Origin of the sequence: Bacillus sp. T17B1 (genome assembly GCF_026796395.1) — a bacterium.
Classification (GTDB): domain Bacteria; phylum Bacillota; class Bacilli; order Bacillales; family Bacillaceae; genus Bacillus; species Bacillus spizizenii_A.
The window spans coordinates 22,230-44,139 of the sequence record NZ_JALAYA010000031.1 but is presented as its reverse complement, the minus strand read 5'-3'; the positions used below and the strand labels follow the sequence as shown (position 1 = coordinate 44,139).

Here is a 21,910-nt window from a genome sequence, read left to right as displayed (position 1 = left end):
AGGGCTTAACTCATTTATTATATCAGTTTTTACTGGGATCACAACTATTCTTAGAAATGTTTCACGATCAAATACACGTCATCTCCAATTCTATGCGCTATTCCATCAAGAATCGCCTCTAGATTTTTAGCGAAAAGCTCCATCTCCTTTTGGTCATTGCAAAAAAAGACAGGCGCTCCCCCTGCAGCCCGGTTTCGGTTGGTCGTGATCACAGACAAAATCACTTTCGTGAGAGATTCGCTCATTCTATCACCTTATCCTGGTTCTTGATAAATTCTGTCGGCATTCTAATCGCGTTTTCCAAGGTTGGAACATTGCTGATGATCTGAACAGCTGTTTCAGGGTGGTTAATTTGCGGCAGAACAAAGACTGCCACTCTCCCGTCATTTAAATCACGTTTTGCAATGGGTGTCAGAGACGGCTCGCCTGAATCCCGATAAACCCCCAGCACATTGGAAACATCAAATAAAATCGCCTGGCGCTGCCCTAAGTTGGCAATCGTTGCTGCTGAATTAAAGTTTTTCGGCGTTAAAATAAAGCCCATACCATGCTTTAAAATCAAATCTTGTTTCTCCGGAAGCCCGATATTCATCATATAAATATTATCAACAAATAATCCCGGACCGTCAAAGTGAGGCTTTATGTACTCAATGTCGACAATATCCTTCAACACACTGCCTGACATAAATTTCATTGCCAGGAAAAAACAAATAACAGCCGCTATGACTGCAGCCCAAATGGATAAAAACACATACGCAGAGGTTGTTAAAAGCGCTGTAAAGATTACGATATAATTTCTGCTTTCAAACGCAATGGCAATTCCCTCAATATATGTGCTTCCCCTTGAGACAAGTTCATATGAATCCATTTGCGTCAGCGTGTTCCGCTCCATGTTTCGGACATCTCTAAATTGCGTCGCTGCCAACGTTAAAAATGTGATGGCCGTAAATTCTTCCTGCAAAAGCGCCGGCATAATGATTGCCCCTAAACCAGCCGCTATCAGCCCTAATGCAATGTGAATCACTTTCCCATGAACATAGGTCGGATACTGACGGTAATCTGTTTTGAGCATATAAAGCCTTGTCGCGACTCCCGCAATAACCCCCGCAATAATCGGATAGATGTAATCACTCATGACATTTTGGTAGCTCCTTTGTTAGATCTTTTGCTTTTTTGACCAATCTGGCTTGCGAGCTGTTCGTATTTAGATATGCCAAACAGCAATATCATTCCCGCAGAACAGGCATTCAGCCATTGAAAGCCGCCGACAGCCAAAGTCCCCGCTAACTTTTGGATCACAAATGAATACACTAGTTCACCTTGGCACATCCCTAAGACAAATAAGGCAAGCTGCTTCTTGAAATCCCTTTCAACCGAAGCTGCCAAAAACACTATTAATAAAACGGCAGCCCACTCAGGTTTTATGATGAACCAAACCGGATCATATAATGCAAAAAGATAAACAAACGCATACCCGGCAACAAGCGTCAAATAGACCATGAGATATCGAAAACGATACATTCCCAAATACCCGGCATAGACACACCCGCAGACGAAAAACATCATATAAGCAGCATTCAGGGGGAAATATAACGTGATGTTATGTATGCTTAAAATAATATTAGTCAAAATAAAGACAGAGACGGCAAATCGCCTTTTCGTCTTTTCAAAAATAAAGGTTGTCAGGACCCACAGAAACCACATTGACCAATAGTAATAAAATTGTTCCATTTTGCTTCCTCCATAATTCCAGTATGGAGCCCAAGCGCATTTTTTAAACAATCCATCTCACATTAAGGAGCATGATCATGGGAAAAGACAGACAGGAGAAAAAACTCAAAGCTTCGGGCAGAGTCGAATCAGACCGCGACCAGTCCATTCACTATGACGGAGCGACAAGCCTTGAACAAAACGGAAGGTTTAACAAGCGAAAATCATAATACAAAAAGCCCAAAACTCATTAAGTTTTGGGCTTTTATCAATTATCTCATACTATAGCTGGATGTATCGATCCCTCTCTCTGTAAGCCAGTGATGGGTTTCACCTTTGATTACAAGAGTCGCCTTTTGCAAATCAGCAATCGTTCTGGCGCCCAGCACGGTCATAATCATTTTTAATTCCTCAAGAATCAGCTGAATCTCCTCAAGCAGGCCTTCCTCACCGCTCTCAGTCAGCGTTTTTAAAAAGTGTCCTGCCATTCCAGTGCAAGAGGCCCCCAGTGCAATTGCCTTTGCCACGTCAAGCGCACCTTGCAGACCGCCGGAGGCAATCATTGTGCCTGTGGGAAACGCAGAGCGGATTTCCGCCAAACTTGCAGCTGTCGAAATGCCCCATGAGTTAAAAAAGGTGATTTGCCGCTGTCTTCGGAGATTTTCGATTTTCGAAAAATTTGTACCTCCATAGCCGCTAATATCAACAGCTGCCACACCAGCTTCATACAGCTTCCCAGCTGACTCTTTACTCATACCAAAGCCAACTTCTTTCACAATGACTGGTACACTGACCTGACTGCACATTTGCTCTATGCGGTCCAGGGCGCCGCTAAAACTTCTATCCCCTTCAGGCATCACAATTTCCTGAATCACATTCAAGTGAATCTGCAGGGCATCTGCTTCAATCATATCAACTGCTTCCTTCGCCTGATCAGCTGTCGCCTCGCTTCCCAGGTTGGCAAAAATCAATCCGTTTGGGTTAACCTTTCGAACGATTTCATACGAAACACGCTCTGAGGGATCTTTTAATGCTGACATTTGCGATCCGACAGCAAGAGGTATCCCAGCTTGATGAGCTGCTCGTGCAAGAGATTTATTAATTTCATATGTAAGTTGTCCGCCGCCGCCAGTCATTGCATTGATAAAAATCGGCGAACTGCTTGAAAGTTCGCCGATTTTTGTGGAAATATCTACTTGTTCTAATGCAAGTTCGGGCAGACTGACATGAACAAACGTAATATCATCTAGACCTGTTTCTCGCTTTTGGCCAGTGGACAGGGCATGATTGATGTGTTGTCTTTTCCGTTCTGCTCGAGTCACGTTTATCACCAATTATTTTAGTTTATTCAGCTTATCACCGATCAAGTCTCCAAGCTGGAAGCCAGAGCTTGTTTCTTCCTTCGCCTGATATTGACGGTAATCCTCTTGATCGGCTTTAGGTGTTTCTTCAAGTTCCCGCATGCTCAATGAAATGCGTTCCTCATTTTCATTCACATCAAGAACCTTCACTTTTACAGTCTGTCCTTCTTCAAGGACTTCATGCGGCGTGCCGATGTGTTTATTGGAAATTTGAGAAATATGAACAAGACCTTCAACACCTGGAAGGATTTCAACAAAAGCACCGAAGCTGACAAGACGCTGCACAGTTCCTTCAAGCACATCGCCAGGCTTCACTTTTTCGCCGATTTGGCTCCATGGTCCAGGCAGTGTATCTTTGATGGATAAGGAAATACGTTCATTATCACGGTCTACGGATAATACTTTCACTTTTACTTCCTGTCCCTCTTCAACAACATCAGACGGTTTTTCTACATGGGAGTGGGAAAGCTGTGAAATGTGTACAAGCCCATCGATACCGCCGATATCAACAAATGCGCCAAAATCAGTCAGGCGCTGCACTTTGCCATCAAGTACACTTCCAACTTCAAGAGACTGAAGAAGTTCTTGTTTTTTATTCGCTTGTTCACTTTCAACAACAGCACGGTGTGAAAGGATGACGCGGTTTTTGTCACGGTCAAGCTCTACAACGAGCAGAGACAGTGTTTTCCCTTTATAGTCAGTGAAATCTTCAACGAAATGCGCTTCAACAAGTGATGCCGGAATAAAACCGCGAACGCCGATATCAACGACCAGGCCGCCTTTCACGACATCTTTAACTTCAGCTTCAAACACTTCTTTTGTTTCAAATTTTCTCTCAAGGTCTTCCCAAGCGCGGTCTGCATCAACAGCACGTTTAGATAAAATCAAAGCATCGTCTTCCACTTTTGTTACTTTCAGGTCAAGCTCGTCGTCTACTTTAACAACATCCGATGCTTTCTCTACATGAAGACTTGATAATTCACTGATTGGAATAATACCGGACTGTTTGACATTGATAATTTCAACATCCACATGTTTGTCCTCTACCTTTGTCACAATCCCTTTAACTACATCTCCAACCTCTGGCACTTGAACATCAATTTGATTCATTTCCTCTGTCATTTGAATAACCTCCTTGGTCCAAACCTACACAGCTTAATTAAAACGGTTTGAAAGCTGAACATATAAACATGCCCGCTTTTTAGCCGAATATGTATTAAAGAATCATCCAAAAAAGTTTTTTGAATGATCAATAAAAAGTTTTATTAGTATTAACTTCTAATAAAAGGACAGGTTTGTCAAGCAATAACATTCTTTCTTCGTTGAAAAATTCAAAAAAAGTGGCATTTGCCGTAATCAGCGGGACTTTTGTTCCACCACCTCGAGGATTTTATCAGCTACCTCTTGAATAGAAAGGGATGTCGTGTCTATTTCTAGAGCGTCTTCTGCTTTGCGCAACGGAGATACTTCGCGCTCTGAATCAAGCTTATCTCTTCTTGCAATTTCCTCTATCAATGTTTCATAGTTGACATCGTACCCTTTTTTCACATTTTCTTCATAACGGCGTTTCGCTCTCTCTTCAACAGATGCCAAAAGAAAAATTTTCACTTCTGCATTCGGCAGCACGTGAGTTCCGATATCACGCCCATCCATAACGACGCCGCCTTTTTCCCCAAGCTGCTGCTGGCGTTTCACCATTTCTTCTCTGACACTTCTGTGTTTGGCCGCAATTGAAACCTGGTTGCTGACTTGGTCTGTTCTGATCGCCTCAGTTACATCGGTGCCGTTAACAAGCACTTTTTGTCCTTCTTTTGCTGTAATCAGTTCAATATCTGTCCGCTTTAGCAGCTCAGCCAATTTTTCTTCATTTGTCAGATCAACATTTTCTTGTAAAGCCGCGTACGTTATCGCCCGATACATCGCTCCTGTATCAATATATATGTACGATTTTTTCTCAGCCACAATTTTGGCAACGGTGCTTTTCCCCGCAGCTGCCGGGCCATCAATTGCAATCGATAATTTCTTTTCCATAATTCCTCTCCTTGCTCTTTTCTCCTCTATGGATTGTATCACGAACTTTATGAAAAAGGGTGAAAAATTGACGAATAATTAATGTTTGAAGGTTTCAATCCTATTGTTCTCCTCCATTTTATCCACCCCTTCATATTGAATCACTTTTGATACGTATGGTTCAATATGCTGATAGTGAAAAAGAATCTGGACACCCAGTAAAATGATGGCCTGTATGAACAATAATTTAATCAGCAGCCGTTCAAATGTTTTCAATCGGAGCACCTCCATTACAAATAGTATGGAAGTGTTTGACGATGTTTATTCCACCCTTGCCTTTCTTCTTCTCTTATTTAACTGGCGCCGGATGCAATATTGAAGCAGAAACTGCCGGTCGCTTGCTGCGATTCCAGTATACTCAAGGGTCATTTTACGTTTCCCTGATTTTAGGTCGTCAAAGATTCGTCTGACAACGGCTTCTGTTTCTATTTGACGTGTGTTCCCCTCTTCAGAAAGACTGATGATAAGCCGCAGTGATTCCCCGGATTGAAAAGAACGGCCATCAGCTAAAATTAAGGCGATGCCGCCTCCGCTAATGTTATAGGAAAGTGTGCGAAACTCTTCTTTATTTGTCGGCTGAATTTGCACATCCAATACCGCATCAGTTCTTACAAACTGACGGCGCTGGATACTTTTCATTTTTTCACTGGGAGGCACTTCAAGACAGATCATCTGAAGTTTTTCCTTCACTTCACCTTTTATTCGGCTTGTAAAACGGTAAGGACCTTCATCTTTGCCCACAAACTCTATCGTCACTTCCATATCAATATGTAAAATCACAGTTCGCCCTGTAACTACATCAACCGGATATGCAATCAAAAGCTCATTGTTTTCGATGCTGACTGCCTTGCTCTTTGCTTTTTTTAATTCATTTCCTTCCATATATTCTAAAAATACATTTTCTCCAATCTCTATCATTGACTTCACTCTTTCGCATTCAATATACTCGCTTTTACATTAAATCACGTAATGAAAAAAAGGAAAAGACAATTAGTCCTTTCCTCCCTTTTTTATAGGTCTTTATATATAGGTTCTGCATTTTTTAGTTTTTCAACCTTTTCTTCTGACCCGTCCTTTGCATTAATATACATTCTAAATGTGTCATTTTCTATTGTTCCGAGCATTTCATAGCATAATACTTCTTGGCCAAGTTCATTTGTAATCAAAGCGAGCCTTGTTTCTCTCACTTGTACATTTTTATTTAATTTAGATTTTGCCTCTGCTTCATTAATAGCCGGCTTGGGTATATCTCTTTTTCTATGGGCTGTTAGGAAGTCTCTTGCTGAAAACCCAACAACCTCACCGTCATCCAAGGCCACTTTCATACGAATTGCTTCCGGGTACATCCGGACTTTATTTTCAACAGGAACATATGAGAATACGCCGATTTTATCATATTGGGCACTTTCATCAATTTCCAAATCATCTGTCTCATATCCGTTTTTCTTTAAAAAAGCGAGTGCACGGTTCGATCCGTCATTCAAACTGATTTTCTGATCTTTCACTTCTCTGTTTTGAATCAAATATACCGGATGCCCGCCTTTTTTCGTAATATCCATATAAATCGCTGCTTTATGGTCTGGGTCTTTCATGCTGATGCTATAAACGTCGCGATTTGTTTTTTTTCCGCTCTTTACTACTTTAATGGAATAATTGTCATCCGGGGCAAATCGCTCAGCAATTTGTTTTGCTTCCTGTTCGGAAATTTGTTTTCCCTTCAGATGGACGAAGCCTTTCTCTTCTTTTTTTGTGCTGGTGAAACTCGGGCCAAGATCTGTTCCCGTGGAGAATGCACCAACATTCTTCTCGACAGTTTTAAAGCTGTTGATAATCGTATTATCACTTTGTTTTTCGTCAGAAGCCAGCGCCATCTCCACGTCCATCCAGCGAAGGTTTTTGCTCATGACAAGGTGCTGTACATGACGCAGTTCATTTTGTATATCTATGGACTGCTGATATAGCTTATTCAGTGATGTATACTCATTTTTATCAAGCGGCTTTTGATCTAAATCTCTGACTGCCGTTTTATAACTGAAATCCCCGATTTTTGATAATAGCTCTTCTGTTTTGTTAAACGGCATTAATGTAAGCGGCAGCTGGCTGACGCTGTTATGAGCTTCAGATGTAATCCTCCACACATCTATCAATGCAGGTGACAGTGATTTTTGGCTGTTCATGGCAAGTGTTGTTCCGATTTTATCATGAAGCTGATCCATCTGATAGGTCAGTTCATGAAACGCCCGCTGATAGTTATTTTCAGCATGAAGAAGAACGGCGTCTTTTTCCTGGTGCTCCTTGTATCCCCAGTAGCTTGTACCGACTATTGCAATACCGAGCACGGCGATTAAAATTCCTCTGATCATTTATCACACCTCTTTTTATGCTTTCTCATGTCTGCTATTCACAGAAAATGTGTTTACCGATTCTTTTAATCTGCGGACGTCCCCAAATCCAGGCACTTGTAGCTGTATCCGGATTAAAATAGTACAGCGCTTCCTCTGATGGGTCCCACCCATTGATAGCATCCAGCACTGCTTCTCTGGCCGTTTCATTCGGCTGCATGTAGATTTGCCCGTCGGCTACTGCTGTGAAGGCTAGCGGCTCAAAAACAACCCCCGCTACAGAATTCGGAAATAATGGGCTGTTCAACCGGTTTAAAATAACTGCTGCAATGGCAACCTGTCCCTCGTACGGCTCGCCCCGGGCTTCACCGTAAACTGCCTGAGAAAGGAGCCTGATATCATTGTTGGAAAATCCGCCAGGCATGTTAGCTGCGACCGCATCCTGTTTTCTTGCTTTTGCAGGTGTATTGTTTTGCTGTTTATTCGCTTTAGGCTGCTGTGTAGTTTTTTCAGCAGGCTGTTTTTGCCGCGCCTCTGCTTGCTGTCTTGCTTTTTGCGTTGCTGCTTTTGAAGGTTTCGTCTGGTATTTCAGCGGAACTTTTCCGTAATGCGTGAAGGTATTCCCTTTATTCAGCTGTTCTATGACATATTCACGATAGTATTTAGATTTAGATTCTAAGGTTTGCTTTGTTTTAGCTCCGACAAGGCCGTCAACCTCTTTTAACCCGAATTGATCCTGAAAGTTTCGAACTGCCCAGTACGTACCCCATCCATAAACCCCGTCAATTTTTCCGTTGTAGTATCCGTTGTACTGAAGGCGCGCCTGGAGTTCGACCACATCGTCCCCAGTTGCGCCTCTTTGAATGACCTGATTCGAAAAGGCAGAGATGGTTTCAGTATTGATAAACGTCGTTATTGTAAAGGAAAAAAGGATGAGACATGCCATAATCGATCCTTTGGACTTCATCTTTTCAAGCCTCCTACAGCAAATTTTTAAGTGTAATCGTATTTTCTGTAACAAGGTTATTTTTATACACTCTTTCCTTGTTATCCCTCAGAACATAAAACCTGTATTGATAAATCGACACACAAAAAAGCCGCACGGTAGCTGTGCGGCTTCTATACTTGCATCATATTGACGGAACGGGCTTTTTTCGCTTTTCGCAAACCAAACCACCATAAAAATAACATAAATGGAAACATATAATAAATCCAATTACTGAGTGCTGTCAGGATAAAATCATACGATCCATGCAAAAGTGACGGGAGAGCTAAAGAAAGAATAAGCCACTTCACACGCGCCTTATTAGTGGAAAAACGAGCTTTCCCAAGATAAAATCCCATAATAACGCCTATTAAGGCATGGCATGAAACAGGCAGGAGCGCCCTGACGAACGCATGCTCCACACCGTGGCCAATTAAATAAAGAATATTTTCGAGGGTTGCAAAACCGAGCGATACACTTGCTCCGTATACAATCCCGTCATAATGCTCATCAAACTGGGCGTGCGGGTAAACACTGACCATCAGAATAAACCATTTTAATGATTCCTCCAAAAACCCTGAAGATAAAAAAGAAACGAAAAAGCTTCCGCCTCCTACATTCTCTTTTTCAAGCACGTACTGGATAAACATTGTGGGAAATACAAGAACAACCCCTAGAAAAAACGACCGAAGCACCATATGTACAGGTTCATTATCATACTGATCTTTTAAATAAAAATAACTTAACAGCGCGATGCCGGGAGCAATTCCTGCAGAGATGATTGCAAACATCAGGCAACCTCTTTCCTTTATATTCCTATGTCTATCCTACCATGTTGTTTATCTTTTTACATCTGTCTGAACGTAAAAAAACAAAAAGAGCATACGAACCATCATATGCTCCCCTTCTTTAATGATTTTCTCTTTTTGCGATTTCCGCTGCGATATGTCCTCCGTGAAATCTGCCGTTTTCAATAAATATTTCATTTGCATTGTTCCCTGCAGCAATGACCCCGGCAATAAAAATACCCTTAACGTTCGTCTCCATCGTTTCTTCATTGAAAAACGGGCGTCCTGTTTCTTTATCAATTTCAACACCCATTTTTTCAAGAAATTGATGGTCAGGATGATAGCCTGTCATAGCGAATACGAAATCATTTTTAATGGTGATAAGTTCCTTTTCACCGGAGCGGAATACAACTTCACCCTCGGTGATTTTTTCGACACTAGCGCCAAATTCCATACGGATTGTTCCGTTTCTGACAAGCGATTCAAATTCAGGCAGAATCCATGGCTTAATGCTTGGCGAATACTCATTGCCCCTGTATAAAACTGTGACACGCGCTCCAGATTTCACGAGTTCAAGGGCAGCGTCTACGCTTGAATTTTTCCCGCCGATGACGACAACATCTTTATCAAAGTATGGGTGGCCTTCTTTAAAATAATGAAATACTTTTGGCAAATCCTCACCAGGTACATTCATATAGTTTGGATGATCATAGTAGCCTGTTGCAATGATACAATATGGGGTCGTATAAGTCCCTTTTGATGTCTCTATAAGGAATGTATTGTTTTCCGCTTTCGTCACTTTATGCACCATCTCAAACGCATTTACACGGATGTTTTTCCTTTTGACAACCTCCCGGTAATACGACAAAGCTTGAATTCTGACAGGCTTTCTGTTTTCCGTAATAAATGCCACGTCTCCGATTTCAAGTTTTTCACTTGAGCTGAAAAAGGTTTGATGCGTCGGATAATTGTAAATACTGTTAACGACATTTCCTTTTTCGATGACGAGAGCATCAATGCCAATTTGTTTTAGGTGAATGGCAGCAGATAGTCCACAAGGTCCTCCGCCTATAATTATTGCTTTTTCTTGAATCATTTCCGTCAACTCCTGCGATTGGCAATTCATTTCATAATTTTTCTATTTCCGAATAAAAAAATCTCCTATTTTATCATAGGAGATTTTTTATTTTTATGCAAATCACGAACTTATATCCAGCCTCTAAAACGCGAAGCTTCAGCCATTTTGCGAACGCCGACCATATAAGCAGCGAGTCTCATGTCAATTCTTCGGTTTTTAGCCATTTCATAAATATTGTTAAATGATTTGACCATCATTTTTTCTAATTTTTCTTCTACCTCTTCTTCGCTCCAGTAGAAGCCTTGATTATTCTGAACCCATTCAAAATAAGAAACTGTTACGCCCCCCGCACTTGCCAGCACGTCCGGTACAAGCAGAATGTCCCGGTCTGAAAGAATTTTTGTTCCTTCAAGCGTTGTTGGCCCGTTTGCCGCTTCAACCACAATTTCAGCCTGGATATTATGGGCGTTTTCTTCTGTAATTTGATTTTCAATCGCAGCGGGAACAAGGATATCACAATCCAACTCCAACAGTTCTTGGTTCGTAATGGTATCGTTGAAAAGCTTTGTTACGGTACCGAAGCTGTCGCGGCGGTCGAGTAAGTAATCGATATCGAGGCCTTCAGGATCATAAAGTCCGCCATACGCATCTGAAATGCCGACAACCTTTGCCCCTGCATCATGCATAAATTTCGCCAAATAGCTTCCCGCGTTTCCGAAGCCTTGGACAACAACACGCGCACCTTTAATATCGATGCCTTTTTTCTTAGCCGCTTCCTTAATACAGATGGTTACACCTTTTGCTGTCGCAGATTCTCTCCCATGAGATCCGCCAAGCACAAGCGGCTTGCCTGTAATAAATCCAGGCGAATTAAATTCATCAATTCTTGAATACTCATCCATCATCCAAGCCATGATTTGTGAGTTTGTAAATACATCCGGCGCCGGCACGTCTTTCGTCGGGCCGACAATTTGGCTGATTGCTCTGACATACCCTCTGCTCAGACGCTCCAGCTCTCTAAACGACATATCCCTTGGATCACAAACAATTCCGCCTTTACCACCGCCATATGGAAGATCAATTATGCCGCATTTTAAACTCATCCAAATAGAAAGCGCCTTCACCTCTTTTTCTGTTACGTTCGGGTGAAAACGTATCCCGCCTTTCGTAGGACCGACAGAGTCATTGTGCTGCGCACGATAACCTGTAAAAATCTTTACTGAACCGTCGTCCATACGAACAGGTATTTTTACCGTTAATAACCTCATCGGCTCCTTTAACAGTTCGTATACTTCTTCGGGATATCCCAATTTTTCCAGAGCCTTATGTATTACGGTTTGGGTTGATTTTAATACATCAAGTTTGTCCTCTTCTGTATGACCGGTGTATCGATCGGCTGCCATTTGAGTTAACCTCCTAGAATCTTCTGTTTCTCACATGCTCCCTTTCAGAGAATAGTATACACCTTCATATGATCCGTGCATAGAATAAACGTTATGTTTTTCCATGTTTTTTAACGAAAAAAACTGCTGTGAAATCAGCAGTTTTCCGTTGCATTCTTATGAAAAATGAGTCTGTATCGTCTCAACGGCATTACCGTCCATTATGAGCTTACCATACTCTTGCAAGCGATAAATCGTTAAAGTTGTCGGATTGCCGTATTCCGCCAGAACCGCCACAACCCCCTCAGCCGTATGTGACCCTAGGTCTTCAAGGCTTAAAAAGTACTGTCCGTTATAGTGGTAGACAGTTCCCCCATTGATACCGATTCGCTGTAAGCTTTCTGATAGCTGAATGATATCTTCAAAGGAATGGAATTGATAAATGATGTCCGCACTTTCATCAAGCTTGACTTGCATTTCGATGTAATCATCATCATACTCATCGTCTTCTGAATCGGCGTCTTGGTTCTTTGTTACGATCACAACCATCCCTTGTGCTTGGAGAGAATACACTTCCACTGCAATCGGTCCATTCGCTTCAAAGCCGAGCTCTGTATTAGCTTCATTCATCATATCTTTAAATAACTGGTGGACTTTAAACGAGTCCTTCCAGAGGTCTTCTTTTGTCAATCCCCGGTCTGTCAAATCATCGAGGGTCAAAAAGATTTTGATTTTATTATAATTCAGACGCTCAAGCCGCATAACGTTCCCTCCTGCCTCTACTTGCACACAAATCATATAACACATTATATGAGATGATGAGTCATAGGTTCTTAATTGTTATCAGTTTACACTGAGTTCACTAGTAAGACAAGCACAATGCAGTTTTTATTGCCTTATGGATTTTTTGCTTTTGAGAAGTTATTCCGGCTCACAAAGCGTCACAATGTGTGTTTCCGGTTCAGCACCTAAACGAAGAGGCACTTTTGTTGTTCCATATCCGTTGCTGATGAGATACGCTGCATTTTTAACAATGCCTGTTTTCCCAAGTTCATACGGGCCGAATTTTCCAAACCTAATCTGACCGCCGTGGGTATGTCCGCTGAATATCGCATCAATCCCGTCAGCTTCATTGATTTGTTCATGAATCTCAGGGTTATGACATATCAGAATATTCAGCTTGCTTTTGTCGAGTTCTTTAATGGCTTCCTCATAATGATCCATCTCCATCCTGATATCATCAACTCCAGCAATCGCAATCGTATGGCCGTTGTACGTAAACGGAACTGACTCATTCCTCAGAGTGATGACACCATGCGCTTTGAATATGGAATATAGCTTATGCTGCCTGACTTCATAATCGTTATTCCCCCACACAAACACGACAGGGACCCCGAAAGCCGCAAGCCTTTTAATGTTTTCTTCGATTCTAGTACTAGGCACCCCGCCCTCGGCTAAATCACCGCCGATGATAACCAGGTGAGGGGTATGACTTCGCGCTTTTGCTAAAAGGTCTTGATCGATGAGACGTTTGTGAATGTCCGAAATAAAAAAGATTGTAAGAGGCGGCTTGCCCTTCATTTTTGCTAAAGGAAACGTATGTGTTTTCAAATGGTTTCCTTTTGCTGTTGAGTACATCTTTGCCGTCATTGCCGCTGCCGCCACAGTTAGCACACCGGCAATTTTCACTGATAGCTTCATAAAAACTCTCCATTCTTTTAGAACTTATCAATAAGACGGACAATAAAAAAAGACGTTTCTATCGTTTGAGAAAACGCCCGATTTTATTTACTTTCAAAATATAGATTAATGTCATATTTGTGCTTCATCATTTGAAAAACAGATTCTCTTGCCTTCCATTTATCCGGCTGAGGCCAAAGATCAGTGCTTTTCTGAATAATTTCGCATCTCAGTTTATGAAAATCGCCCTCCGCTTTTTCTTCCTTTTTCTTAAAATAATATGAAGTGCAGTATGCAAAAGCGGTTGCCATCATCCAAAATAAATAAAAGGTATGGCTAAGCATTTCTTGAAGAACGAGCTGAGGCGCCGGGCTTTTGATCATGATCATAATACATAATAGACCTAAGCAAATGAGTGAAGCCCATCGCCATCTGCGGCATTGTGTTGCATAATTTTCAAATTTTTGTTTTCGTTTCACCAGTGCTTGGAGCATCTGTTTGGTCGGCGCGTCTGTAAACTCTGTAAACTGATCTATCTGATTCCATAAGGATTCCATACGCTTCACACCTTGTCCATTTTCATTGCTACAATATATGAGCGTAAAATAAAAAAAATGCCCTATTCATCCATTAAGGGGATGTCCAAAACTTGTCCGGTGTAAACATCATTTCCATTCAGATGATTATAGGCACGGATTTTTTCTTCTCCCGACCGGCTTTTATAATACTTCATAGAAATGCGGTACAGCGTTTCTTTCTTTTGGACAGTGTGCTTGACAACGCGTTTTGGCTCAGATAGAACTGGTTCAGCCGGCTGCTGCTCTTGCGGTGCCGCTTCTTGTTGAGAAGAGGAAGCAGCCGCGGTGGTTGCTTCCTCCTTATTTGCTGAGTCTTCATTTTCTGCTACAGCAGGCTGTTTCTTACCAGTTGTTGTTTTTGCAGGGTCTTTTGCCTTTGTATCCTCAGACTTTTTTTTTGACTCTTGCTGCAATGCGGTCTCATTCGTTTCTTTGGTCTCTTTGGTAACTGCGGTGTCATTTTTATCCTCTGATTTCAGCACAACCTCATATTTGCTTTGACTGCTGTCGATAAAAACATCTTCATAATCGTCATGATTATCCGGGTGGTTTTTTAGATAAAATAAGCTGACTAACACGATAACCGGCACAAATACAAATAATACAGCGAGTACAGTGAATAATGGCGTTTTTGTTTTGCCTTGCTTTTTTTTCTGTTCTCTTTGATTTTTTACAGATTGTCTTGTCGGAAGGCTTTCTCCATCATCATCGAAATAATCGTCCGCCAATGCGGCGTTTTGATCTTCATAAAGATTCTGGGCTTTTCTTCTCTCTACTCTCGACATGTTCGTCATGTTTATCCCTCCTCACATGTTCAAAACGAATCTGACAGGCAAACACAGCATCAATGATAAAATGCGCCGTCACCGGCACAAATAAGTTACCGGTCCATTCATACATCAGACCGAGTAAAAAGCTGATTGCTGTTACCATGATAAATAACAGCCATTTTGACAAATACCGAATGTGTAGAACGGCAAATATAAGGCTGGCCGCCCATAGACCGATATGAGTCTGCAGCACTCCTCTGAATAACATTTCTTCCGCGAAAGCAATCAGAAGCGTTAAAAATATAATATGAGGGATTGACCTCTTACTGAATATTTTTTTATTGATTCCGCCGTCATCATATAAATGAGGCGGACACCATTTCATCACTGCCATATCGGCTAAAATAACAATAACCGAAATAGAAACGCCATACCATATGATTCGCATATCGCCAATATCCCAGAGCATTAGTAGATCTTTTACATCCTCAAAAAAGAATAATCCCGCTAAGGCTGCTGTGATAATGATCAAAAGCTGCGTCAGATATAACTGCTTGAGCATGTCACGATCAGAGATATGCCGAATGAAATCCTTTTGCTGTTTCAGTTCAGCTCACCTACAGTCTGCAAGCTGAATATTCGGTGCAATTCCGAACTCCAGCTGTCTAATGGCGCCATTTTACTTCGTTCTCCTTTTTGTTCATACAAGGATAGATCAAAACCGCAATGTGAACAACACGGCAGATGTCCATCATCAGGCTCGTATGATTCATCAAAATAGGTTAACAGTGATTGCCTTAAACAGCCTTCACGCTGAAGCAGAAAAGATACGCGGCGCATTTTTTCCAGCTTCAGCTCCATGCGATATGAAATTTCCTGTTTCATCAGTTCAATTGATGTTTTCCCCTGCATAAAGAGATGTATCATCATACGGGCTTGTGTTTCTCCGACACCATACTGCATTAATACGTCACGCAACTTTCTCTCATCCTGCTCATCCGTCTTTTCAAGCACACGGATCACATCGGCGATTTCTGCCGCTGTGACACTCTCCATTTGGATAATCTGCTCCTGCAATTCAAAATCACCTGGCGCCCGCAGTAAAATGCTGACACTCGGTTTTCCGTCGCGACCCGCTCTGCCGATTTCCTGCATAAAAGCTTCAGCCGTCTGCGGGATGTGGAAATGAATTACATATCTGATATCAGGTTTATCGACACCCATTCCAAACGCATTCGTACAACATATCACATCGAGCTGATTATGGATAAACTGCTGCTGTATTAAAATCCTGTCGCCAGACTCCATACCGCCATGGTAAAAGTCGGCTCTGCTGCTCGTCTTGCTTTTAATTTCCCCCGCTAATTCTTCAGCCCATTTCCTTGTCGGACAATAAACAATTCCAGGTCCTTGCAGATTTTCAACCAGCTGAATGACCCTATCTATTTTTTCGGCAGTATCCGCGGCACTTTCCACCCGGAATGCGATATTTGGGCGGTTGACTGAGTTGAGATGCCGTTCGGCATGCTGCAGCTCCAGCAGATTCGTGACATCTTGCAACGTATCCTTTGTAGCTGTAGCAGTCAATGCCAGAATCGGAGGATGCCCAAGTTCTTTTCTCAGCTGTCCGAGCTTTGAATAGTCAGGCCTAAAGTCATGCCCCCATTCAGATATGCAATGTGCTTCATCAATAACGAAAAGGCTGATCGGGACGTTTTTCAATTTTTCCAATACATATGGCGACTGGAAAGCCTCAGGAGACAAGTACAAAAATTTATAACGGTGAATATGTTCCAAAACGAATTGTCTTTCCTGCCTGCTAAGCAAGCTATTCAAAGCGGCCGCACGTTTTTCACCCCGTGCTTTTAGCTGCTGTACCTGATCCTCCATTAAAGAAAGCAATGGAGAAACGATTAATACCATACCGTCAAGCATGTAGCCAGGCAGCTGGTAGCAAAGCGATTTTCCTCCCCCAGTCGGAAGCATTGCAATGGTATCCTTCCCGCTAAGTATGCTTCTAATAATGTCCTCCTGTCCTTTTTTAAAGGAAGTAAAACCAAAAAACTGATGTAATGTTTGCTGTAATTTAGTCATATTGCTGCACCTGCTTTGTCAATGCCAGTCTGATTTGAAAGTAGCTGAACCGCTGCTCCAGCCCGTCTCGAATTTGTTTGATTTTGTTCGTCCGCATCCGTTTGGCAAACTCTGCAATTTGGAGCTGGTCCTCCGCTGATACATAGTCATCAATCATAAACGCAGGCTCGTGAAGAGAAATCTCGACAATATGGTCTTCAATCGTCGCTGTTTTCAGCTTTCTGATTTCAGCAATTCGATGTATGGGGATTCCTTGTTTAACCATCTGCCATGTTTTCCTCGTTGACTCTGTCAGGGCATTATCTAAATGCACATCAAAGAGGAGATCCTTTAACAAAGTATCTTCACACTCCGGGAGAGAATGAATAAAATAATGTACCGAAGCCCAAAACATGATATAAACGTACCATTCATCTTCTTTCAGCGTGTCAGCAAGCTGCCTGCTCGTATAACCGATCCTATCGTGCGAGGTTAAGGAGTAGACAAAAATTTGCGCCGCTTTGTCATCAACCTTATGCAAATGCGCCTTCAGCATGGCAAAAAGACTGCTTGCCATCTCTATATGATCCGTATGCCGGGACAGGTATTTCTTGACCCAATGAAGTGTCTTATAATCCTTTGTGACAGGGATATACTGCCTGCTCCCTTGCAGTTTATGAGATAAGACCTGCACAAGCAGCGAAAGCCTCTTCCAAAGCACGCCGGCAGCCTGCTGATAATAAGCGCCGTGGCAATAAACTGGCCAAGGCCGCTCACTAAGGGCGTGTCTTAATGCTGCTGCGCCGCTGGCTGTCACTTTGTATGTATCTGTTTCAGACATTGATTCGAGATATGAATGCTGTGCAAGCTTGGTGAGTGTCGCTGAAATATCGCTTCTCGAACATTGCGCCGCCATTCCAAAGTATTTTGCAGTATGAAATAAGCCGGCATCTTGAATGGTTTGTGACGATCTTTTGCCTTTGAATAGGTGAAAAACAGCGCTTCCCGACCGTTCTCCGTTTATTTTAAAAAGGCAATCGAGAACCATAGTATCGAAGTAATTTAATGACAACCTATCCACCCACATTCTTCCTGACAAAAATCGTTGATTTGCTCTCTTTATTTTAACAGATTTTAAACAGAAATCGACGTTTAAAGTCATCATTAAGGGGGATGTTATGTAGATAACCCCTTATGTGATAAGCATTCTCAATCATTTTTCTGTTGAAATGTGGCATCAACATCATTACAATAAGTAAGAGGAATAGGTGTTAAATTGATTAAATATAAAGATTGATCCATTTGTTCCACCAAGAACAATCTGGGAGGTTTTATTCATGGCAAAGTACACAATTGTAGACAAAGATACATGCATTGCATGCGGCGCTTGCGGAGCTGCTGCACCAGACATTTACGATTACGATGATGAAGGCATCGCGTTCGTAACGCTTGATGAAAACAAAGGCGTTGTCGAAGTTCCTGAGGTACTGGAAGAAGATATGATTGATGCATTTGAAGGATGTCCTACTGATTCCATCAAAGTGGCGGATGAGCCATTTGAAGGCGACCCGCTTAAATTTGAATAGAAGAAACAAAAAAAGCTCCCGCAGGGGAGCTTTTTTATTTAATGGATATGTGCACGCTGCTGTTCAATCCATGGCTTGAGCTTTAAGAAAATAAGTGAGAATACGATCGTAATCACAATTCCTTTTATGATGTTAAAAGGAAGAATACCAGCGACAACAGCTGTTTTCAGCGCGCTGTCGGATAATGCCGGCGAATGTAAAAACCACGTGTATGCAGGGAGAATCAGAACATAATTTAAAATACTCATCAAAATGGTCATTGCCGCGGTGCCTAGAAGCAGGCTGAAGGCCAAGCCCTTTGCTGAGTTCAGCTTTTTAAATAAGAAAGCAGTCGGCAATATAAAGAGTGTTCCTGCAATAAAATTCGCAATTTGTCCGACAGGAACTCCGGCCATGCTGCCCTGAATGATATATTGAAGAACGTTTTTTATTGCTTCTACGGCAATACCCGCCAAAGGTCCGTAAATCAGAATGGCAATAATAGCGGGCACGTCGCTAAAATCAATTTTTAAATAATCCGGAAGACCCGGAAACGGGAAATTCAACAGCATCAAAACAAATGCAATGCTGCTCAGCATACTGATCACAACTAATTTTTTTACTTTCACTTCACTCTCTCCTTTTCGATCACATCTTACTCGAAAACGGAAAGGTTCTTTTCCAGCCAATAAAAAAACCGCTTCATGTATAAAAGCGGGGTTTCAAAAATTAGGCTAGGCAAAGAAACGTTTGAAAATCCAATTTCAAAACGCTTATGAACCTCCATCTTCTCCCATCCAGACTGTACTGTCGGCTCCGGAATCTCACCGAATCCTGCTGTAAAAACAGCTCGCGGGCTTAGAGCCATTGGCTCATCACCGCCGGTAGGGAATTTCACCCTGCCCCGAAGATTGATCATATAAATTTAGCTCTATTATAAACGATAACTGGTTGGCTGTATAGAGAATTGCTTCAAATTATATATAATACTTGAAAGCCATAAAAACATTGATTTTTAAGCTTTCCTTTTATCCTTTACTGCGTCAATACACGTTGACACTCTATTGAGAATATGTTAAATTATCAGATATTTAGTTTGTCAATTTAGGAGGAAATCTAACGATGTTTCGAGTATTGGTCTCAGACAAAATGAGCAACGACGGCTTACAGCCACTTATTGAATCAGACTTTATTGAAATTGTTCAAAAAAACGTAGCAGATGCAGAAGATGAATTACATACTTTTGATGCTCTTTTGGTGCGAAGTGCGACAAAAGTAACAGAGGACCTTTTCAAAAAAATGACTTCTTTAAAAATTGTCGGAAGAGCGGGTGTGGGTGTAGATAATATCGATATTGACGAGGCGACTAAACACGGGGTCATCGTGATTAACGCTCCTAACGGCAACACCATTTCGACAGCTGAGCATACATTTGCGATGATCTCTTCTTTAATGAGACACATTCCTCAGGCTAATATTTCAGTAAAATCTAGAGAGTGGAACCGCACAGCTTACGTCGGTTCAGAGCTTTATGGAAAAACGCTTGGGATTGTAGGATTAGGCCGAATCGGAAGCGAAATAGCACAGCGTGCGAGAGCGTTTGGTATGACCGTTCACGTTTTTGATCCTTTCTTAACTGAAGAAAGAGCGAAAAAGATCGGCGTAAACAGCCGTTCATTTGAAGAAGTGCTTGAAAGCGCGGATATTATTACCGTTCACACACCTTTAACAAAAGAAACAAAAGGCTTATTGAATAAAGAAACGATTGCAAAAACGAAAAAAGGTGTTCGCTTAATTAACTGTGCGCGAGGCGGTATTATCGATGAAGCAGCACTTCTAGAAGCTTTGGAAAGCGGACATGTTGCCGGAGCAGCACTGGACGTTTTTGAAGTTGAACCGCCAGTAGACAATAAACTCGTTGATCATCCATTAGTCATTGCCACTCCTCACTTGGGCGCATCGACGAAAGAAGCTCAGCTGAATGTCGCGGCTCAAGTGTCAGAAGAAGTTCTGCAGTTCGCAAAAGGTCTACCTGTCATGTCAGCTATCAATCTCCCTGCCATGACAAAAGATGAATTTGCTAAAATTAAGCCTTACCATCAAATCGCAGGAAAAATTGGCAGCCTAGTATCCCAATGCATGAAAGAGCCCGTACAGGATGTTGCCATTCAATACGAAGGAACAATTGCCAAACTTGAAACATCGTTCATTACAAAAAGCCTTCTGTCAGGCTTCTTAAAACCGCGCGTTGATTCAACTGTTAACGAAGTCAATGCCGGAGGTGTCGCAAAAGAACGCGGCATCAGCTTTAGTGAAAAAATTTCCTCTTCTGAATCAGGATACGATAACTGCATCAGTGTAAAAGTGACAGGAGACCGCAGCACCTTTACTGTAACGGCTACGTATATTCCTCATTTCGGAGAACGTATCGTCGAGATCAACGGATTTAATATCGATTTTTACCCGACGGGTCACCTGGTATATATCCAGCATCAGGATACAACAGGTGTCATCGGCCGAGTCGGACGTATTCTCGGAGATAACGATATTAATATTGCAACCATGCAGGTTGGCCGTAAAGAAAAAGGTGGAGAAGCCATCATGATGCTTTCCTTTGACAGACACCTTGAAGATAAAATTGTGAAAGAACTAACAGATGTTACTGATATTGTGTCAGTGAAGCTCATTGATCTTCCATAATCCAAAAAAACTCAAGCTTTATAAGCTTGAGTTTTTATAGTTCTATTTTTGTATGTTTTTGTGCAAAACTTCTAAGACATTCCTCAGCTCAGAAACAGGTATTTGACCAGGTGCCGATGCCTCTTCTCCCGCACCAAAAGTGCAAGCTGATCCAAAAACCTCACCGCTCAGCCTGCTGATCAGCCCTGTTTCAGCCATTGACATTGTAATAATCGGACGGTCTGCATATTCTGTTTTCATTGTATACGTCGCATCAAGCAGCGTTAAGAGATCACCTGTACCCTTCGGCATGACAGCTATTTTTGGAATATGCGCTCCTAAATTATGCATTTTCCGAAGTCTCGAAAGAATCTCATCTTTCGAGGGCGTTTTCTCAAAATCATGATTTGACATTACCACATAGACATTGTTCTCTTTTGCCAGCGATACTAACGCTTTGACAATTTCATCTCCTGAAAATAATTCAATGTCAATTAGATCGATGTCTTTTGTTTGGACTGCCGCTTCCAGCAAAGCAATATAGGAGCTTTCATCCATTTCCATGCTCCCGCCTTCTTTATGGGTTCTGAATGTAAATAGAAACAGCTTGTCCGCTAAAGACTTCCGAAGTTTAGAAATCATTTTTGTGACTGCTTCTCTGTCTTTTGCATTTTCAAACACGTCGACTCGCCACTCCACAATGTCCGGATTGAGTAATTTTACAGCTTCTGCTTCATTCAAAATTTGTTTTTCCGTTTTTCCCATCAGCGGAACGATGATTTTCGGCATCCCTTTCCCGATGGAAACTCCTTTGATTGTTAACACGTTCACTCGTCTCAAATCCTTTCA

General features: G+C 41.9%; 25 protein-coding genes and 1 riboswitch. Of the genes, 3 read left to right on the top strand and 22 right to left on the bottom strand.

All coding sequences use genetic code 11. From position 1 onward, the window contains the following. Positions 1 to 50 precede the first annotated feature (50 nt). Genes MOF34_RS14835 through MOF34_RS14825 form a run of 3 tightly spaced genes read right to left on the bottom strand, consistent with a single transcriptional unit; the run spans position 51 to position 1,731 of the window. Complete coding sequence (locus tag MOF34_RS14835; protein WP_004398137.1) at positions 51 to 245, bottom strand: capping complex subunit for YIEGIA; 195 nt, start codon at positions 243 to 245, stop codon at positions 51 to 53. Continuing rightward, the gene (locus tag MOF34_RS14830; protein WP_268400656.1) at positions 242 to 1,135 is read right to left on the bottom strand and encodes a YIEGIA family protein; all 894 of its coding nucleotides are present in this window, start codon (positions 1,133 to 1,135) and stop codon (positions 242 to 244) included. The genes MOF34_RS14835 and MOF34_RS14830 overlap by 4 nt, the downstream gene beginning before the upstream one ends. After that, positions 1,132 to 1,731, bottom strand: coding sequence for a hypothetical protein (locus MOF34_RS14825; RefSeq protein WP_268400655.1), 600 nt, complete (start codon positions 1,729 to 1,731; stop codon positions 1,132 to 1,134). Before MOF34_RS14825 ends, MOF34_RS14830 begins: the two co-directional genes overlap by 4 nt. Positions 1,732 to 1,808: 77 nt before the next feature. Here MOF34_RS14825 and MOF34_RS14820 point away from each other — a divergent pair, with 77 nt between their 5' ends. Continuing rightward, positions 1,809 to 1,940 (top strand): YpzI family protein, encoded by a 132-nt coding sequence (locus tag MOF34_RS14820; RefSeq protein WP_268400654.1) that lies wholly within the window; start codon positions 1,809 to 1,811, stop codon positions 1,938 to 1,940. A 42-nt stretch (positions 1,941 to 1,982) separates the two neighbouring features. Here the strand turns inward: MOF34_RS14820 and fni are convergent, their stop codons facing one another. The 17 genes from fni to MOF34_RS14735 all read right to left on the bottom strand — a co-directional run bounded on the left by fni (position 1,983) and on the right by MOF34_RS14735 (position 17,889). Further along, on the bottom strand, positions 1,983 to 3,032 hold the full coding sequence (fni, locus tag MOF34_RS14815; RefSeq protein ID WP_268400653.1) for a type 2 isopentenyl-diphosphate Delta-isomerase: 1,050 nt from the start codon (positions 3,030 to 3,032) through the stop codon (positions 1,983 to 1,985). Positions 3,033 to 3,044: 12 nt separating this feature from the next. Further along, positions 3,045 to 4,193, bottom strand: coding sequence for a 30S ribosomal protein S1 (gene rpsA, locus MOF34_RS14810; RefSeq protein ID WP_268400652.1), 1,149 nt, complete (start codon positions 4,191 to 4,193; stop codon positions 3,045 to 3,047). 234 nt (positions 4,194 to 4,427) lie between these two features. Next, on the bottom strand, positions 4,428 to 5,102 hold the full coding sequence (gene cmk / locus MOF34_RS14805; RefSeq protein ID WP_268400651.1) for a (d)CMP kinase: 675 nt from the start codon (positions 5,100 to 5,102) through the stop codon (positions 4,428 to 4,430). A 78-nt stretch (positions 5,103 to 5,180) separates the two neighbouring features. Then, complete coding sequence (locus MOF34_RS14800; protein ID WP_003225491.1) at positions 5,181 to 5,357, bottom strand: YpfB family protein; 177 nt, start codon at positions 5,355 to 5,357, stop codon at positions 5,181 to 5,183. A gap of 45 nt (positions 5,358 to 5,402) precedes the next feature. Beyond that, positions 5,403 to 6,059 (bottom strand): flagellar brake domain-containing protein, encoded by a 657-nt coding sequence (locus MOF34_RS14795; RefSeq protein WP_268400650.1) that lies wholly within the window; start codon positions 6,057 to 6,059, stop codon positions 5,403 to 5,405. Between the two features lie 92 nt (positions 6,060 to 6,151). Next, positions 6,152 to 7,504 carry a germination protein YpeB gene (ypeB, locus tag MOF34_RS14790; protein WP_268400649.1) on the bottom strand — a complete coding sequence of 451 codons (1,353 nt, stop codon included), beginning with the start codon at positions 7,502 to 7,504 and terminating at the stop codon, positions 6,152 to 6,154. A 34-nt stretch (positions 7,505 to 7,538) separates the two neighbouring features. Beyond that, positions 7,539 to 8,450, bottom strand: coding sequence for a spore cortex-lytic enzyme (sleB, locus tag MOF34_RS14785; RefSeq protein ID WP_019714798.1), 912 nt, complete (start codon positions 8,448 to 8,450; stop codon positions 7,539 to 7,541). A gap of 152 nt (positions 8,451 to 8,602) precedes the next feature. Next, positions 8,603 to 9,259 (bottom strand): glutamic-type intramembrane protease PrsW, encoded by a 657-nt coding sequence (prsW, locus tag MOF34_RS14780; protein ID WP_019714799.1) that lies wholly within the window; start codon positions 9,257 to 9,259, stop codon positions 8,603 to 8,605. Between the two features lie 118 nt (positions 9,260 to 9,377). Further along, the gene (locus tag MOF34_RS14775; protein WP_268400648.1) at positions 9,378 to 10,352 is read right to left on the bottom strand and encodes a YpdA family putative bacillithiol disulfide reductase; all 975 of its coding nucleotides are present in this window, start codon (positions 10,350 to 10,352) and stop codon (positions 9,378 to 9,380) included. 110 nt (positions 10,353 to 10,462) lie between these two features. After that, positions 10,463 to 11,737, bottom strand: coding sequence for an NAD-specific glutamate dehydrogenase (gene gudB / locus MOF34_RS14770; protein ID WP_019714801.1), 1,275 nt, complete (start codon positions 11,735 to 11,737; stop codon positions 10,463 to 10,465). Positions 11,738 to 11,893: 156 nt separating this feature from the next. Further along, a complete protein-coding gene (locus MOF34_RS14765) occupies positions 11,894 to 12,478 on the bottom strand; it encodes a genetic competence negative regulator (RefSeq protein ID WP_268400647.1) in 585 nt (194 codons plus the stop codon). Between the two features lie 159 nt (positions 12,479 to 12,637). Beyond that, positions 12,638 to 13,417, bottom strand: a complete 780-nt coding sequence (locus MOF34_RS14760) for a metallophosphoesterase (protein WP_268400646.1) — start codon at positions 13,415 to 13,417, stop codon at positions 12,638 to 12,640. An 83-nt stretch (positions 13,418 to 13,500) separates the two neighbouring features. Next, positions 13,501 to 13,953, bottom strand: a complete 453-nt coding sequence (locus tag MOF34_RS14755) for a YpbF family protein (protein WP_268400645.1) — start codon at positions 13,951 to 13,953, stop codon at positions 13,501 to 13,503. Between the two features lie 62 nt (positions 13,954 to 14,015). Next, positions 14,016 to 14,768, bottom strand: coding sequence for a LysM peptidoglycan-binding domain-containing protein (locus MOF34_RS14750; RefSeq protein ID WP_268400644.1), 753 nt, complete (start codon positions 14,766 to 14,768; stop codon positions 14,016 to 14,018). Further along, on the bottom strand, positions 14,719 to 15,306 hold the full coding sequence (locus MOF34_RS14745; RefSeq protein ID WP_284440075.1) for a CPBP family intramembrane metalloprotease: 588 nt from the start codon (positions 15,304 to 15,306) through the stop codon (positions 14,719 to 14,721). The genes MOF34_RS14750 and MOF34_RS14745 overlap by 50 nt, the downstream gene beginning before the upstream one ends. 41 nt (positions 15,307 to 15,347) lie before the next feature. After that, a complete protein-coding gene (locus tag MOF34_RS14740; RefSeq protein ID WP_019714806.1) occupies positions 15,348 to 16,838 on the bottom strand; it encodes a RecQ family ATP-dependent DNA helicase in 1,491 nt (496 codons plus the stop codon). Next, entirely contained in the window at positions 16,831 to 17,889 is a 1,059-nt protein-coding gene (locus MOF34_RS14735) for a helix-turn-helix domain-containing protein (protein ID WP_268400806.1), read from the bottom strand. The genes MOF34_RS14740 and MOF34_RS14735 overlap by 8 nt, the downstream gene beginning before the upstream one ends. Before the next feature lie 265 nt (positions 17,890 to 18,154). Between MOF34_RS14735 and MOF34_RS14730 the strand changes: the two genes are divergently transcribed. Then, the gene (locus tag MOF34_RS14730; protein ID WP_003225461.1) at positions 18,155 to 18,403 is read left to right on the top strand and encodes a ferredoxin; all 249 of its coding nucleotides are present in this window, start codon (positions 18,155 to 18,157) and stop codon (positions 18,401 to 18,403) included. A gap of 38 nt (positions 18,404 to 18,441) precedes the next feature. Here the strand turns inward: MOF34_RS14730 and fmnP are convergent, their stop codons facing one another. Continuing rightward, entirely contained in the window at positions 18,442 to 19,011 is a 570-nt protein-coding gene (fmnP, locus tag MOF34_RS14725; RefSeq protein ID WP_019714808.1) for a riboflavin transporter FmnP, read from the bottom strand. 152 nt (positions 19,012 to 19,163) lie between these two features. Then, a riboswitch (FMN riboswitch) is annotated at positions 19,164 to 19,298 on the bottom strand. A 206-nt stretch (positions 19,299 to 19,504) separates the two neighbouring features. Between fmnP and serA the strand changes: the two genes are divergently transcribed. Next, on the top strand, positions 19,505 to 21,082 hold the full coding sequence (serA, locus tag MOF34_RS14720; protein ID WP_019714810.1) for a phosphoglycerate dehydrogenase: 1,578 nt from the start codon (positions 19,505 to 19,507) through the stop codon (positions 21,080 to 21,082). 42 nt (positions 21,083 to 21,124) lie between these two features. On the opposite strand, the gene aroD is transcribed toward serA, so the two are convergent. Then, on the bottom strand, positions 21,125 to 21,892 hold the full coding sequence (gene aroD / locus MOF34_RS14715; protein ID WP_019714811.1) for a type I 3-dehydroquinate dehydratase: 768 nt from the start codon (positions 21,890 to 21,892) through the stop codon (positions 21,125 to 21,127). Between the last annotated feature and the right edge of the window lie 18 nt (positions 21,893 to 21,910).

Coding starts and splice junctions, on each gene's coding strand:
- MOF34_RS14835 (WP_004398137.1), bottom strand. CDS start 245: ATGAGCGAATCTCTCACGAAAGTGATTTTGTCTGTGATCACGACCAAC.
- MOF34_RS14830 (WP_268400656.1), bottom strand. CDS start 1,135: ATGAGTGATTACATCTATCCGATTATTGCGGGGGTTATTGCGGGAGTC.
- MOF34_RS14825 (WP_268400655.1), bottom strand. CDS start 1,731: ATGGAACAATTTTATTACTATTGGTCAATGTGGTTTCTGTGGGTCCTG.
- MOF34_RS14820 (WP_268400654.1), top strand. CDS start 1,809: ATGGGAAAAGACAGACAGGAGAAAAAACTCAAAGCTTCGGGCAGAGTC.
- rpsA (WP_268400652.1), bottom strand. CDS start 4,193: ATGACAGAGGAAATGAATCAAATTGATGTTCAAGTGCCAGAGGTTGGA.
- cmk (WP_268400651.1), bottom strand. CDS start 5,102: ATGGAAAAGAAATTATCGATTGCAATTGATGGCCCGGCAGCTGCGGGG.
- MOF34_RS14795 (WP_268400650.1), bottom strand. CDS start 6,059: ATGATAGAGATTGGAGAAAATGTATTTTTAGAATATATGGAAGGAAAT.
- ypeB (WP_268400649.1), bottom strand. CDS start 7,504: ATGATCAGAGGAATTTTAATCGCCGTGCTCGGTATTGCAATAGTCGGT.
- sleB (WP_019714798.1), bottom strand. CDS start 8,450: ATGAAGTCCAAAGGATCGATTATGGCATGTCTCATCCTTTTTTCCTTT.
- prsW (WP_019714799.1), bottom strand. CDS start 9,259: ATGTTTGCAATCATCTCTGCAGGAATTGCTCCCGGCATCGCGCTGTTA.
- MOF34_RS14775 (WP_268400648.1), bottom strand. CDS start 10,352: ATGATTCAAGAAAAAGCAATAATTATAGGCGGAGGACCTTGTGGACTA.
- gudB (WP_019714801.1), bottom strand. CDS start 11,737: ATGGCAGCCGATCGATACACCGGTCATACAGAAGAGGACAAACTTGAT.
- MOF34_RS14765 (WP_268400647.1), bottom strand. CDS start 12,478: ATGCGGCTTGAGCGTCTGAATTATAATAAAATCAAAATCTTTTTGACC.
- MOF34_RS14760 (WP_268400646.1), bottom strand. CDS start 13,417: ATGAAGCTATCAGTGAAAATTGCCGGTGTGCTAACTGTGGCGGCAGCG.
- MOF34_RS14755 (WP_268400645.1), bottom strand. CDS start 13,953: ATGGAATCCTTATGGAATCAGATAGATCAGTTTACAGAGTTTACAGAC.
- MOF34_RS14750 (WP_268400644.1), bottom strand. CDS start 14,768: ATGACGAACATGTCGAGAGTAGAGAGAAGAAAAGCCCAGAATCTTTAT.
- MOF34_RS14745 (WP_284440075.1), bottom strand. CDS start 15,306: ATGCTCAAGCAGTTATATCTGACGCAGCTTTTGATCATTATCACAGCA.
- MOF34_RS14740 (WP_019714806.1), bottom strand. CDS start 16,838: ATGACTAAATTACAGCAAACATTACATCAGTTTTTTGGTTTTACTTCC.
- MOF34_RS14730 (WP_003225461.1), top strand. CDS start 18,155: ATGGCAAAGTACACAATTGTAGACAAAGATACATGCATTGCATGCGGC.
- serA (WP_019714810.1), top strand. CDS start 19,505: ATGTTTCGAGTATTGGTCTCAGACAAAATGAGCAACGACGGCTTACAG.